At 69.9% G+C, this 12,817-nt stretch carries 16 protein-coding genes and 1 pseudogene; 7 read left to right on the top strand and 10 right to left on the bottom strand.

Annotation, left to right across the window (positions count from 1 at the left end):
- Positions 1 to 12: 12 nt before the first annotated feature.
- The 3 genes from E6W39_RS07800 to E6W39_RS41085 form a co-directional block, all read right to left on the bottom strand.
- Positions 13 to 255, bottom strand: coding sequence for a DUF397 domain-containing protein (locus E6W39_RS07800; protein WP_181799149.1), 243 nt, complete (start codon positions 253 to 255; stop codon positions 13 to 15).
- A gap of 2 nt (positions 256 to 257) precedes the next feature.
- A complete protein-coding gene (locus E6W39_RS07795; protein ID WP_181799148.1) occupies positions 258 to 1,124 on the bottom strand; it encodes a helix-turn-helix domain-containing protein in 867 nt (288 codons plus the stop codon).
- Between the two features lie 97 nt (positions 1,125 to 1,221).
- Positions 1,222 to 1,545: a hypothetical protein gene (locus E6W39_RS41085; protein ID WP_228718789.1), complete on the bottom strand. Its 324-nt coding sequence runs from the start codon at positions 1,543 to 1,545 to the stop codon at positions 1,222 to 1,224.
- Here E6W39_RS41085 and E6W39_RS07790 point away from each other — a divergent pair.
- The 4 genes from E6W39_RS07790 to E6W39_RS07775 all read left to right on the top strand — a co-directional run bounded on the left by E6W39_RS07790 (position 1,459) and on the right by E6W39_RS07775 (position 4,250).
- The gene (locus tag E6W39_RS07790; RefSeq protein ID WP_228718623.1) at positions 1,459 to 1,776 is read left to right on the top strand and encodes an ATP-binding protein; all 318 of its coding nucleotides are present in this window, start codon (positions 1,459 to 1,461) and stop codon (positions 1,774 to 1,776) included. The two genes, E6W39_RS41085 and E6W39_RS07790, sit on opposite strands and share 87 nt — an antisense overlap.
- A 118-nt stretch (positions 1,777 to 1,894) precedes the next feature.
- Entirely contained in the window at positions 1,895 to 2,161 is a 267-nt protein-coding gene (locus tag E6W39_RS07785; RefSeq protein ID WP_141632892.1) for a hypothetical protein, read from the top strand.
- 97 nt (positions 2,162 to 2,258) lie between these two features.
- Entirely contained in the window at positions 2,259 to 3,107 is an 849-nt protein-coding gene (locus E6W39_RS07780) for a class I SAM-dependent methyltransferase (protein ID WP_141632891.1), read from the top strand.
- Between the two features lie 96 nt (positions 3,108 to 3,203).
- On the top strand, positions 3,204 to 4,250 hold the full coding sequence (locus tag E6W39_RS07775; RefSeq protein WP_141632890.1) for a serine hydrolase domain-containing protein: 1,047 nt from the start codon (positions 3,204 to 3,206) through the stop codon (positions 4,248 to 4,250).
- A gap of 2 nt (positions 4,251 to 4,252) precedes the next feature.
- Here E6W39_RS07775 and E6W39_RS07770 read toward each other — a convergent pair whose 3' ends face one another.
- From E6W39_RS07770 to E6W39_RS07755, 4 genes are all read right to left on the bottom strand, one after another.
- Positions 4,253 to 4,723 carry a hypothetical protein gene (locus tag E6W39_RS07770; RefSeq protein WP_141632889.1) on the bottom strand — a complete coding sequence of 157 codons (471 nt, stop codon included), beginning with the start codon at positions 4,721 to 4,723 and terminating at the stop codon, positions 4,253 to 4,255.
- A 131-nt stretch (positions 4,724 to 4,854) separates the two neighbouring features.
- Complete coding sequence (locus tag E6W39_RS07765) at positions 4,855 to 5,073, bottom strand: hypothetical protein (protein ID WP_141632888.1); 219 nt, start codon at positions 5,071 to 5,073, stop codon at positions 4,855 to 4,857.
- Complete coding sequence (locus E6W39_RS07760; RefSeq protein WP_141632887.1) at positions 5,007 to 5,537, bottom strand: hypothetical protein; 531 nt, start codon at positions 5,535 to 5,537, stop codon at positions 5,007 to 5,009. The genes E6W39_RS07765 and E6W39_RS07760 overlap by 67 nt, the downstream gene beginning before the upstream one ends.
- A gap of 55 nt (positions 5,538 to 5,592) precedes the next feature.
- Entirely contained in the window at positions 5,593 to 6,300 is a 708-nt protein-coding gene (locus E6W39_RS07755; RefSeq protein WP_228718016.1) for a TetR/AcrR family transcriptional regulator, read from the bottom strand.
- A gap of 92 nt (positions 6,301 to 6,392) precedes the next feature.
- On the opposite strand from E6W39_RS07755, the gene E6W39_RS07750 reads away from it, so the two are divergent.
- On the top strand, positions 6,393 to 7,589 hold the full coding sequence (locus E6W39_RS07750; RefSeq protein WP_141632886.1) for an FAD-dependent monooxygenase: 1,197 nt from the start codon (positions 6,393 to 6,395) through the stop codon (positions 7,587 to 7,589).
- 55 nt (positions 7,590 to 7,644) lie between these two features.
- On the opposite strand, the gene E6W39_RS07745 is transcribed toward E6W39_RS07750, so the two are convergent.
- Positions 7,645 to 8,631, bottom strand: a complete 987-nt coding sequence (locus E6W39_RS07745; protein WP_181799147.1) for an N-acyl homoserine lactonase family protein — start codon at positions 8,629 to 8,631, stop codon at positions 7,645 to 7,647.
- Positions 8,632 to 8,713: 82 nt separating this feature from the next.
- Complete coding sequence (gene qcrB / locus E6W39_RS07740) at positions 8,714 to 10,345, bottom strand: cytochrome bc1 complex cytochrome b subunit (RefSeq protein WP_181799146.1); 1,632 nt, start codon at positions 10,343 to 10,345, stop codon at positions 8,714 to 8,716.
- A gap of 329 nt (positions 10,346 to 10,674) precedes the next feature.
- Between qcrB and E6W39_RS07735 the strand changes: the two are divergent.
- Both E6W39_RS07735 and E6W39_RS07730 read left to right on the top strand, forming a co-directional pair.
- A pseudogene (locus E6W39_RS07735) lies at positions 10,675 to 10,965 on the top strand (gamma-glutamyltransferase); the annotation flags it as partial.
- 137 nt (positions 10,966 to 11,102) lie between these two features.
- A complete protein-coding gene (locus tag E6W39_RS07730) occupies positions 11,103 to 11,900 on the top strand; it encodes an exodeoxyribonuclease III (RefSeq protein ID WP_141637601.1) in 798 nt (265 codons plus the stop codon).
- 12 nt (positions 11,901 to 11,912) lie between these two features.
- Here E6W39_RS07730 and E6W39_RS07725 read toward each other — a convergent pair whose 3' ends face one another.
- Positions 11,913 to 12,587 (bottom strand): lysoplasmalogenase, encoded by a 675-nt coding sequence (locus E6W39_RS07725; RefSeq protein WP_141632884.1) that lies wholly within the window; start codon positions 12,585 to 12,587, stop codon positions 11,913 to 11,915.
- Positions 12,588 to 12,817 lie beyond the last annotated feature (230 nt).

The following is a 12,817-nucleotide window of genomic DNA, read 5'->3' as shown; positions in this document are numbered from 1 at the left end:
GGGGCAACTGCCTTACAGGCCGAGGCGCTTGCGGATGCTGTCGATGCCGTCGGCCATGGCGATGAACTCTTCGGGGGTGTAGCGGGTTCCCTGGATGTCGGGGTTCTGGCTGTCGCCCACGTAGATGCCGATGAGTCGGCCGCTGGTGTCCTTGATGGGTGCGAAAGTCACGCACGAGCCGTTCGTCTGGCTGAGCGGTGACTTGAAGCGCTCGGAGACGGGTGGGGTGACGTTGTACAGCTCTTGCTTCTGCATGTTCATAGTTCCTTGAGTGCGGCGCTGATCAGGTCTACGGAGTCAGCAGGGCTCAGCGCATTTCCTTGCAGGTAGTCAAACAAGCGACGCCGAGCGCGCACTTCTTTGGAATCATCCATGATCGCAAGACCGGTTCCGGTGTCCATGGTGGCAACCCCGGGATCAGCGGGGATGGGGAAGTCCAAGATGGTGAGGTTCACTTGAGAGGCTGCGGCGGCCCCCGCACTGAAGGGGATGACGCGCACGGCGATGTTCGGCATCGTCGCCATCTCAACGATCTGTTCCAGCTGACCCCGCATGACCTGTGCGCCGCCGACCAGCGCACGGATGGCGGCCTCTGAAAACAGAGCGTCTACCACCACTGGCCGATGGGCGCGGGTGACAATCTCCCGACGCCTCACCCGAACGGCATGCTGTGCGGCATTTCGCTCCGCGCCGACCTCACGTGTGCCGAACTCGTCGAGGCTCTGCATGTACTGCTTGGTCTGGAACAGCCAGGGGACCAGACCGCCCGTCGCAATGCTGAACTTCGACGCACTGTCCTCAAGCTCGATGAGCCTGACCAAGTTCCGTGGCAAGTGGGCCACATACTCCGTCCACCAGACGGCCTCGGTCTCCCTGGCCTGCCGGATCTCGGCCAGCAGGTCGAGCCGCGTCGCCTGGTCCACGTCGTAGAGGTCGAGCATCTTGCGCAGTTGCTGGTCCGTGGGGAGTTGGCCGCCGTTCTCGATCAGAGAGACCAGATCCTGGCTCTTGCCGATGGCTTTGCCCACCACTGCCTGAGTGAGGCGTGGCCGAACGTCCATTCGCAGGGCCTTCAGCCGACGGCCGACGTTCGCCATGGCGCGGGATGTCTGTGGCTTCGTCACCACGCGCTCTACCTCCTTGTCCGGCAGCCACGTTCTGGGACGAGAGTAGCGCGCTGAAAAGTCACCATGACTCTCACGAGTGAACTTTGACGGATCATCAGGGATTGGCTTGCGCACGAGACCCTCGTACGAGGAACATCTCTCCCGTACCAAGCGCGATGAGCCGGTTGCGGAGTGTAATGCGCCCTGGATGGTGCACGACTCCTCCGGCTGGATCTGTGGAGGGGTCGTGCACAATCTGCTCGATCACGTTCATCTGGGTGAGCAAGTCCGCCTGATTCGGTCCGAAGATTTCGCAGCCGAGCCCGTATCGGTCCCAGCGGTCCGACGATTCATCAGATGGTGCTGCGAGACCGTCGGTGGCGATCCGGATGCCTGCGAACTCCTGGCAAGCGAACTGGCCACCAATGCGGTCAACCACGCCAATACACCCTTCCGGGTGACCTTCGCCGCGCTGCGCGGCCAGCCGGTCCGAGTCGAGGTGCGGGACTGGTCGCTCCGGCTTCCGGAGCCGCGTGCGGCCGACCTGGACGACGCCGGCGGCCGGGGCTTCGAACTGGTCGACGCGCTGGCCGCCGAATGGCACGTCGACGTGAACGAGGCGGCCGGCTACAAGGTCGTCTGCTTCACGCTGGCGGGAGACGCGGCCTGAGGGGCATCGGCAGGCCGATGCCCCTACCGAAGCGGCGAAAGCATGGCCGGCGCAACGGACTTGGGACCGGTGCAGGCCACGGCCCTGCTGCGAAGTGCACCACGCGGGCCGGGAGCGGATGCCGCGCATCGGCCGTCCAAGCGGCATGACGGCCTCACGTGTGTTCCTCTTCTGTCTGGGGATCGTTCTCCTCCTGGGCGCGGTGGTGATCGCGCTCGTCCATGTGCCCGAGCCGCTCCCAGGCATGCACTGCTTCGCTAGGAGCGCGACGGGTCGGGTCTGTCCGGACGTGAGGTACGTCCGCCATACCGGGATCGCCATCGGCATGACCGTGGCCGCCGCCGCGCTGATTGCCGGCAGCCTGCTCAGGCGGCGCCGTCCCTGACTGCCACCGAGGTCGCAGTGCGCGCATGACGGGCTGGCCGCGCATGCAACTGGCCCCCTCCTCAGACCCCTTGGAAACGGTCACCTAGGCTGGCGCGGTGACTGATGATCAGGAGCGAGTGCAGCCGTCGGGAGTGTGGGCCACGGCGGTCGGGGTGGCCAGGGTGCGGGCGCTGGAGACCCAGCGGGAGGACGCGCTGTTCCGCGACCCACTGGCACAGGCCTTCGCCGCCGCCGGTGGCCTGTGGCCCTCCTCACCGCCGCCCGCTGATGAGGCCGCGCGACGCCGCCGGCTGGCCGTGTCGTTGTCCATCGTCATCAGGACGAAGTTCCTCGACGACCTGTTGCAGCAGGCCTCCGCGTCCGGGATCCGGCAGGTCGTGCTGCTCGGCGCCGGCATGGACAGCCGGGCCTTCCGGATGGACTGGCCCGAGGGCACCCGGCTGTTCGAGGTCGACACCGCCGCGCCGCTGGACTTCAAGGCGTCGGTGCTGCGCCAGGAGCGGGCCGTCGCCCGCTGCGAGCGGATCACCGTCGCGGTGGATCTGCGTGAGGACTGGCCGGCCGCGCTGGCCGCCGCAGGGCACGACCCGGCCCAACCGACCGCGTGGATCGCCGAGGGACTACTGATCTATCTGCCCGAGGACGCGGTGGAGCTCCTGCTGGCCCGGATCAGTGCACAGTCGGCGCCGGGCAGCCGCATGGGGCTGACATTGGGTTCGCGCGGCGTGCTCGAGCGCTTCGCCGGGGACGCCGCGCCGGGATCGGCGGCGTCCATGTGGGTCTCGGAGATGCCCGACGACCCGGTGGACTGGCTGGCCGGACACGGCTGGGAGGCCGACAGCCGCACCCTGCGCGAGCGCGCTGCCGCCTACGGCCGCCCGATCAGCACCCCGCCGAAGGGCGAGAAGGGGCCCGGCGGGCTGATCTCGGCGGTCCGCGGGTAGAGCGCCCCCCGGTCTGGTGAGCGCCTGCCCGGCTGCCGGCACGCGACGCACTACGCTGGCCGGACGGGGACCCAACCCACCGCGAACCGGGGACCGATGACCGCGACCACCGACCGCATCCGCCATCTCCTCGCCGATGGCGTCACCCGGCGCGCGTACCCCGGTGCGGTGTGGGCCGTCGGCGACACGGCGGGCACCCAGGAGGCCGGCGCCGTAGGCCTGCTGGACCCGGAGCGCCCCGGTGAACCCATGCGCCCCGACACCCTGTTCGACCTCGCCAGCCTCACCAAGATCCTCGCCGTCTGGTCCACCATCGGCGCGCTCTGGGAGGCCGACCGCCTGCCGCTCGACCAGCCCCTGCGCACCTACTGGCCCGAGGTGGTCGCCCACCCCCTGGGCGAGGTGACCGCACGCCACCTCCTCACCCATACCGCCGGCGTCCCCCTGTTGGCCGAGCTGGAGCAGCGCTACGGCACCGACCCCGCCGCCATCCGCGCCGGTGTCCTGCGCGAAGCGCTGCACCGGCCGCCCGGCGAGGCCGTCGAGTACACCGACCGTGCCGCGCTGATCCTCGGCTACCTGGCCGAGCACCTCGCCGGGCAGCCCCTCGAGCGCCTCGCCGCCACCGGGATCTGGGGCCCGCTCGGGATGCACGAGACGCGATTCGGGGCGCTCCCAGCCGAGTTGACAGCCCGCTGCGCCCCCACGGAGTTCGACCAGGACGAGGGCATCCGCTTCACGGGGATCGTCCACGACCCGTCGGCCCGCCTGCTCGGCGGCGTCTGCGGCATCGCGGGTGCCTTCGCCACCGCCGGCGACATTGCCCGCTTCCTGCGCTACCTGGTCGACCCCGCCACCGCGCCCGCACGGCCGCCCGCGTTCGGGGCGGCCTGGACCGAGCTGTCGCTCGCCGTCCACACCGGCACCCTCGAACCGCCGCGCGGCCTGTTCTGGCACCCCGTTCCCAACACCGCGGCCGCCGACCGGATCTGGACCCACACCGGCTTCACCGGCACCGCGATGTGGCTGTCCCCGAAGCGTGGGCGCTGGGCGGTCCTGCTCACCAACAAGGTCTACTACACGACGGATCGGCAGCCGATGGCCGACCTCCGCGATGCCTTCCGGAGGTTGGCGCTGCCCTGATGTCAACCCTTGGGTGCTTCGGGGCAGTTCGCTTCGACCCAGACGGCTGCGAGGTCGCCGGCCGTGATCGTCAGCCGCCCCGGCCTGAAGGCCAACTCGTGGGTGCAGCCCTGCTGATGAGGGAGGATCTCGTCCAGGATGAGCGGTCCGAGCTCCTCTCGGCTCGCCCCTTCGAGTCGGATGTCGGTCACCCCCTGGTAGCGGATGACCAGATCCTCCTCGTGCTTCCAGCAGTTGTGCCGGAACCGCAGCTCCAGGGCGTCGGCCTCGCCCGCCTCGGACAGGAACCCGTCGAGCCGCAGGTCCTTCACACAACGCTGTCCGGTGAAGTTGTAATGCTCCGGGTCACTGGCGAACGCCGCCGCGCCCGCGGGCAGCTCGGCGCCCAGCTCGGGGAGCTTCGCGAGGTAGGGCCCGGGGTCGAGGACACCGGTCAACGTGCCGATCGTGGCGTCAAGGTCGACGTACCGCATGCTCGTTGCTCCCCCTGCGGGCGCGATGCCCGTCTCCAGCCGGTCGCCGTTCCAGGAGTACGGGTGCTCCGGCCGGCCCGCGCTATCGTAGCCGCGAGCGCGGCCTGATGATCCACCGACTGCTCGCCAGGTCAGCCGTGATAGGTGTCCCCGCCCTCCAGGAAGACGTCCACCGAGCGGTCGTGGACGATGAGGTTGAGGCAGAGCCGGCGGCGGTCCAGGAGCCAGCCGTTGGGGCGGCAGCCGGAGTTGTCGTGGTCCAGGTGCCAGCCGCGGTCGTTGGTCAGGGTGGTGCGCAGGCGGCTGGCGATCTCGCCGCCGGAGAGGCCGGAGGGGCTGCCGACCTCCACCCCGAGCTGCAGGTGCCGGAGCCGCAGACGCCGTTGTCGTCCTTGGAGAGCAGGGCCAACCCCGAGGGCAGGGGGAGGACTTCGTCGGTGGACGGGACGAAGGAGTCGTGAGTGAACATGAGGTAGACCGGGGTGCCCAGCAGGCCGAAGAAGACGAGGTACGCGACCAGTGCCACCCAGGCACCGCCGGACCGGCCGGAGTACACCCGCTTGGGGCGCGGCCCGCGGAGCCGCCGTTCGGCCAGCGCCCCGGCGGCGACGAGGAGCAGTACGACGGGGGGCAGGCCGACGTAGACCTCGGCCTTCGCCCTGGTGGTGAACCAGTCCTCGTGGACGCCGGTGACCAGTACCGCGCAGCCCGCCAGCAGCAGGCCGACCAGGGTGCCCGCGACGCGGGTCCGCGCGAGCGCGAGCCAGCAGGCCAATGGCATGAGGACGAAGAGCAGTTGGACGAGGACGATCACCGGCACAGACCATGAGCTTCGGACATGCGCTAGATCATCACAAACGATCTCCGGCTCAGCAAGGGTCGGCCCGCTCCGCGATCAGTGCGTCCAGTCCTGCCAGAATGCGGTCGAGGCCGAACTCCAAGGCCTGGTTCTGGCCCCCGGATTCGGCGACCGAGGCCATCGCGGTGGCCACGGCCGGAAAGCGGTCCCGATGGGTGGTCATCAACTCGCCTAGTACAGCGGTCAGCTGGGACTCCGGCTGGGAGCTCGCCCGGGCCTGCACGGCGATCCCGCGAGCGTGACCGGCCAGCAGTGCGAGGGCGTCGAGCTGTTCGGCGCCGGTGAGCCGGGTGTGGGCTAGGGCCGAGACGCCCCGCTCCATCCAGGAGACCTCGGCCGGTCCGATCGGGCGCGGGCCGACGGTGGCGTCCAGTAGCCATGGGTGGTGCGCGAAGACGGCGTACAACCGGCGTGCCCAGTCGCCGAGTTGCCCCCGCCAGTCGCCCTCCTGGCTCGCCGGGGGCTCGCCCATCGCCTGCTCCACCATCAGCGCGATCAGCTCGGCCTTCCCCGGCACATAGCGGTAGAGCGACATCTTGGTGTAGCCGAGCGCTCCGGCAATGCGCTGCATGGACAGCGCCGCCAGGCCCTCCGAGTCCGCGATCTCGATGCCGGCCTCTGCGATGCCTGCCGGCGAGAGCGCCGGCTTCGGGCCCCGGGTGGGCTTCGGGGGCGGGCCCCACAGCAGGCGCATGGCCGCATTCGGTTCGTCGCTCACTGCCTGCCCCTTGCCGCTCGCCGAAAACTGTGTCTACAGTACACACATCGAATAGTGTCCAGCGGACACAGTTGACATGAGGGGGCAGGATCATGGGCAAGACCGTTCTCATCTCCGGCGCGAGCATCGCCGGTCCGGCACTGGCCTACTGGCTCGCGCGGTACGGCTTCGAACCCACCGTGGTCGAGCTCGCACCCGCGATCCGCGCCGGCGGTCGGGCGGTGGACTTCCGGGGCGAGACCCACCTGACCGTGCTGGATCGGATGGGCGTGCTGGACGAGCTGCGCCGGATCAGCACCGGTGGCCACCCGATCACCTTCGTGGACCAGAAGAATCGGCAACTGCTGCACCTGCCGGCGGAGTTCGCGGGCGGCGCGGTCGAGGTGGAGCGCGGCGACCTGGCCCACCTCCTCTACGAACACAGTCACCCCGGCGCCGACTACCGCTTCGGCGACTCGATCACCGGCCTCAGCGAGACGGCCACCGGAGTCCACGTCACCTTCCGGCACGCCGCACCGCGCGAGTTCGACCTGGTGATCGGCGCGGACGGGCTGCACTCCAATGTCCGCCGCCTCGCCTTCGGCCCGCAGGAGCGCTACGTCACCCACCTCGGCTACTACGCGGCCACCTGGCAACTCCCCAACCACCCCGGCCTTGCGCACGGTTCGGTCGGATACAACGCCCCCGGCCGGCTCGCCAGCATCGGCGCGGGCCGCCGCGATCCGCAGACCGCCGGTGCCTTCGCGCTCTTCGCCTCGCCCCGGCTCGACTACGACCGCCATGACCTGGACCAGCAGAAGGCCCTGATCACCCAGGCCTTCACCGGTCTCGGCTGGGAGGTCCCGCAGATGCTCGAATCCCTGGTCGCGGCACAGGAGTTGTACTTCGACTCGATCAGCCGCGCGGATCTGCCCAGCTGGTCGTCCGGGCGGATCGCCCTGGTCGGCGACGCGGCCTGCGGCGCCACCATCGGCGGCATGGGCACCGGCACCGGCATCGTCGCCGCCTACGTGCTGGCCGGTGAACTCGCCCTCGCCGACGGCGATCACCGCGCCGCCTACCCCGCCTACGAGCGACGGCTGCGCGACTACGCCAGGACCTGCCAGCGGGGCGGCGACCGAACCGGCAGGTTCCTGGCGCCCAAGTCCCGCACCGGTCTGCGACTGCGCAACACCCTGCTGAGCCGGCGCGCCATCCTCAACTGGATGCTCAAGGAGGGCGAGAAGGTGGCCGAACTCGCCGAGCTGCCCGACTACCCCGCCAGGCTCGGCCACCGGGCCGGTGTGTGAACCGGGCGCGGCGATCCAGGTAGCGCGAAGGCCCGCCCGGCCGCCGTGATCCGCCTCAGCCGCTGACCCGCCCCACGTGGTCGGCGCCGGTGCCCGGGAGGTAACGCGGGACCGCCTCCGGGTGGAGCCGGCCGCCCGCCGTGAAGACCGTCTCCTCGTAGGCCCGGATGGCGGCCCGCTCCTCGGGCGTCAGCCCGCCCTTCGCCAGGCCGGGCGCCAGGTGCTTGAACTGGTAGTCGGAGTGGTCGTGTCCGGGAGCGAGGATCAACTCCGGTATCCGTCGCCGGAGTTCGGCGATCTGACGGATCGAGGCGTTCTGGTTGGGCACCCAGTCGCCCGCCCCGAAGGCCTGGACGTCATCGTTGGCGAGGTGGCGCAGCGTGTAGAGGGTGTCGCCGGTGATCAGCAGCTGGTAGCCGTCGAGTTGGACCAGCACGCAGAGGTGTCCCGGAGTGTGGCCCGGAGTGGGCAGCACCTTGACGGTGCCGTCGGCCGTGAGGTCATGGCTGGCGGCGAAGTTCTGGTGGGCACCCGCGTCGTAGTCGATGGTGGTGATCTTCCGGGCCGCCTCCAGCGACGGCTGGTAGACCATCGGGAGGAAGCCGAAGAGCTTCCAGTGGCGATTGGTCCACTCGTCCTTGCTGATCACCAGTTCGGCGTTGGGGAGGTAGGAGAGGCCGCCGATGTGGTCCTCGTGCAGATGGGTCGCCACGACCTTGCGGACATCCTCGGCGCGGTAGCCCAACCGCGCCAGTGCGGCGGGGAGTTCCTCCTCGCGGCTGAGCTGGTACTCGTCCTCGTCGAAGAGGTAGTGGGCGATTCCCCGGTAGTAGTCGCCGTGTTCATGGGTCTGCTGCCAGTTGATACCGGCGTCGACCAGGATCAGCCCCTCCTCGGGGTGGTCGATCAGGTAGGCATGGATCGGGACGATGATGAAGTGCTTCTTGTCGGTGGCGAACCGGTAGACCGCCTGCATACCGCGCCAACCGTCCAGGCCGCCATAGAACTGCCCGAACGGGACTTTCGTAGACCCCAGTCTCACTGAGAACACCTTGATCATGCGCGATAGCTTCGCGCAGTCAGATCCTTGGAAACAAGGGGGTGTTCAACGTGTTTCAGTGTGTTCAACGCGCCCGGTCCCGGTAGTACCACCCGCTCAGCGCCGCCCGCAGCCGCTCCCGCCGCGAGTCGTCGGCGGCCGCCATCGGTTCCGGTGCCCGGTCCATGGCCAGGGTGAACTTCTGACGAACGGTCAGTTGATCGTGGTCCTGCTCGAAGCCGCCCGCCGCCGACTGCCGCACGAACCCGGTCGGCACCCCGGAGTCGAACCGTTGCCGGTCCCGCGCCTGAAGTGCCAGGCAGAGCCAGCGAGTCAGCCAGAACGCCGCCGCCGGTGCCACGAACAGACCGATCCGCAGCGCCCAGTTCAGATCGTTCACCGAGACGTCGAACCAGTACGCCAGCACGTCCTGCCCGCCGGCCATCAGCAGCACCGCGTACCCGGTGAAGCCTGCCACCCCCACCGCCGTGCGGGTCGGCCGGTTGCGCGGCCGGTCGCACAGGTGGTGCTCGCTGCGGTCGCCGGTGATCCACTGCTCCACGAACGGATACGCGTACAGCGCGATGAACAGCACGATCGGGAACACGATCGTCGGCAGCAGCGGGTTCCACGACACGGTGTGCCCCCAGAGCCTGGTCTCGGTTCCCGGCATCAGCCGCAGCGCGCCCTCCAGGAAGCCCATGTACCAGTCGGGTTGGGCGTCCGTCGAGGCCTGGTCGGGGCGGTACGGGCCGTAGTTCCAGATCGGGTTGACCTGCCCGACCGCCGCCAGCACCGCCACCACCCCGAAGACCAGTGCCAGCAACGCGCCCGTCTGCACGGCGAAGTGCGGGAAGGCCGGCTTGCCGACCACATTGCGGCCGCTGCGGCCCGGGCCGCCCCACTGGGTGTGCTTGAGGTAGAACACCAGGATCAGATGCACTGTCACCAGGGCCAGCAACAGCCCTGGCAGCAGCAGCACATGGGTGGTGTAGAGGCGCGGCACGATGTCCTGGCCGGGCCACTCGCCGCCGAATGCGAAGAATGCGAGGTAGGTGCCGACCAGCGGGACGGCCAGCATGAACCCGTGGGCGGTGCGCAGACCGGTGCCGGAGAGCAGGTCGTCGGGGAGCGAGTAGCCCGCGAAGCCCTCCACCAGGGCGAGTTGGAAGAGTGTCAGGCCGATCAGATAGTTCACCTCGCGCGGGCGGCGATAGGCGCCGGTGAAGAAGATCCGCAGCAGATGGGCCCCGATCGAGGCCACGAAGACCAGCGCCGCCCAGTGGTGCATCTGCCGGATCAGCAGCCCGCCGCGCACATCGAAGCTGATCCGCAGGGTGCTGGCGTAGGCCTCGGTCATCCGCACGCCGTGCAAAGGCAGATAGCTGCCCTGGTAGACCAGCTCGCCCATCGAGGGTCTGAAGAAGAACGTCAGGTAGACGCCGGTGAGCAGCAGCAGGATGAAGCTGTAGAGCGCCAGTTCGCCGAGCAGGAACGACCAGTGGTCCGGGAAGACCTTGCGCACCAGGCCCTTGGCCGCGTCCAGGAACGGCAGCCGCCCGTCGAGGTAGTCGGCCCCGGCCTCGGCGCCCTCGGCCAGCTCCCGGTGCCGCGAATCCACGGCGGCGTGCCGGGCCTGCTCCCGCTGTCCGCGCAGCTCGGTCACCCGCGCCGCCTTGTCCCGCCTCAGCTGCTCGTTCCGCAACCGCCGCCGCATCCGCCGCGCACCTCTCCTCGGTCCCCTTTCGGCCCAGTCTGGGCGCGAGCGGGCCGCCCGAGTGGCAGCGCGGGCCGCCGGGGCGCGGGGTTCACCTGATTGCTCCCGGGAGAGGCGCCGAGGGGGGTACGCCCAGCAGGAGTCGGCCTTGGCCCCCTTCGATGCAATCAGTGGCGGTGACAGCCTGTCGAGCGCGGGTAAGACCGGAACCATTCCGGCACAGCGCGAAGAAGCAGGAGCCCACCGAGACGGCCACCCGGCCGTGGTAGGAATCCCCGCGCCCTAGCGCGGGGATCGGAAGTCAATTCGTCTACTACGACGCGCATGCCACGGTGCTGCAGGTGCTGCTCGGCCGGATCGACCGCGGCCTCGGCCTGGAGCAGGCGATCGCCGCGCCCCGGGCCAGCCAGCGCAACCTGGCCGCCACCGAGGCCGAGCCGGCCTTCCTGGCGCTGCCCGAGCTGAACGGGCTGAAGGCGCTGGGGCAGACCTTCACGCTCGATCCGGAGATCGGCGGGGCCACCGGCGTGGAGCGGCTGCCGGACGGGCGCTGGCTGGCCGCCGCCGAGCCGGTGCGCCGCGGCGGCGGGTCGGCGGCGGTGGTCCGGCTGGACCGCTGAGGAGCCGGCCCTGACCGGTCCTGTCGGTGGGCGGCGGTAGATTCGAGGACGGGTGACCTCCGGGCGCCCGTCGGTAGTCAATGTCCTCAGTTGTTGAATGTCCGTTCCGTCCGCTAGCTAAGGCCTTCGTCGTGACCCTGCGCATCGCCACCTGGAACATCAACTCCGTGACCGCGCGGCTGCCCAAGCTGCTGGAGTGGTTGGAGGGCGCCAAGCCCGATGTGCTCTGCCTGCAGGAGCTGAAGGTCGCCACCGACGCCTTCCCCTACGACGCGGTGCGGGAGCTCGGCTACGAGACCGAGGCGCACGGCACCGGGCGGTGGAACGGCGTGGCGATCATCTCCAAGGTGGGCTTCGCCGACGTGGTGCGCGGCCTGCCCAACCAGCCCGGCTACCAGGCGGACGACGCGCTGCTGCCCGAGCTGGAGCCGCGCGCCATCGCGGCCACCTGCGGGCCGGTGCGGGTCTGGTCGGTCTACGTGCCCAACGGGCGCGAGGTGGGCCACGCGCACTACCGCTACAAGCTGGACTGGCTGGCGACGCTCCGTCAGGACATCGCCGAGGACGCGGCCGCCGAGCGCCCGTTCGCGGTGCTCGGCGACTACAACGTGGCCCCGACCGACGAGGACGTCTTCGACCTGGCCGCCTTCGAGGGCCAGACCCACGTCACCCCGCTGGAGCGCCAGGCGCTGGCCGACCTGCGCGCGGCCGGCCTGACCGACGTGGTGCCGCGCCCCCTCAAGTACGACCGCCCCTACACCTACTGGGACTACCGCCAGCTCGCGTTCCCGAAGAACCGCGGCATGCGGATCGACCTGGTGTACGGCAACGCCGCGTTCGCCGCCGCCGTCAGCGACAGCTACGTCGACCGCGAGGCCCGCAAGGGCAAGGGCACCTCCGACCACGCGCCGGTCGTGGTCGACCTCGACCTCTAGCTCGACCTCTAGTCACTGCGCGCGCTGGGCCTCCGCCTTGAGGGCGGCGGTGGCCAGCAGGTACTGGGCCACGAGATAGGTCGACATGATCCAGAACTCGTGGCCCGGGAGCTGCTTCCAGCCGGCCAGGCGGGTGGCGATCAGGGTGTCGGAGAGCAGGAAGAGCCCGCCGCCCAGGCTGGCCCGCACGCCCAGGCCGGTGGAGGCCACCGCCGTACTGGCCAGCAGCAGGCTGTAGCCGGCCACCGGGACCTTGAGCGCGCCCAGCCCCGGCCAGAGCTGGTTGAGCAGCACCGCCCAGGCCAGCGCGTAGCCGGCCGCCACGATGGCGAGCCGCCGACGGTCCGTCATCGCGCCCTGCTTGGCGAACATCGCGATGTAGCACACGTGTGCCGCCGCGAAGGAGCCCATACCGGCCAGGAACGCGGGCTCGGAGTCGAACTGCAGCAGCACGTCGCCCGCTGCGCTGGCCACCAGCGCGGGGGTGAGCAGCGACGGCGTCGGCCCCTCGGTGGCGACCGCGTGCGCGGCCAGCAGCGGCATCAGGGCGGGCTTGGTCGCCTGCTCGGCCACCGAGGTGCCGGTGAGCAGCGAGCCGAGGTGCGCGGCCGAGGTCGCCGCGAAGGCGGAGAACAGGCCGCGGGCCCGCCCGGCGAGACGGCCGCTGGTGGTGAGGCTGTGCAACATGCGCTGATGCCCTCCGGGCTGAGGACGGGGATCCCGGGACAACGGATCTCCGGCGTGAGTTGGTACGGGAACTACGGCACGATAATTGACGTGGCGGGTCGGCCGGAAGACATTGTTACCGACGCGTAGAGGGCGCACCGACCCGCGTCGTCCACGGGCGCCCCGTCAGGTGCCTTAGGCTGTCCCGTCGGGAGTCATCGGTGGCTCCCGCAGCAAGGCGGCAGGCAAGA

Origin of the sequence: Kitasatospora acidiphila, assembly GCF_006636205.1 — a bacterium.
In the GTDB taxonomy this organism is placed as follows: Bacteria; Actinomycetota; Actinomycetes; order Streptomycetales; family Streptomycetaceae; genus Kitasatospora; species Kitasatospora acidiphila.
This window is presented reverse-complemented; position numbering and strand designations above follow the sequence as displayed.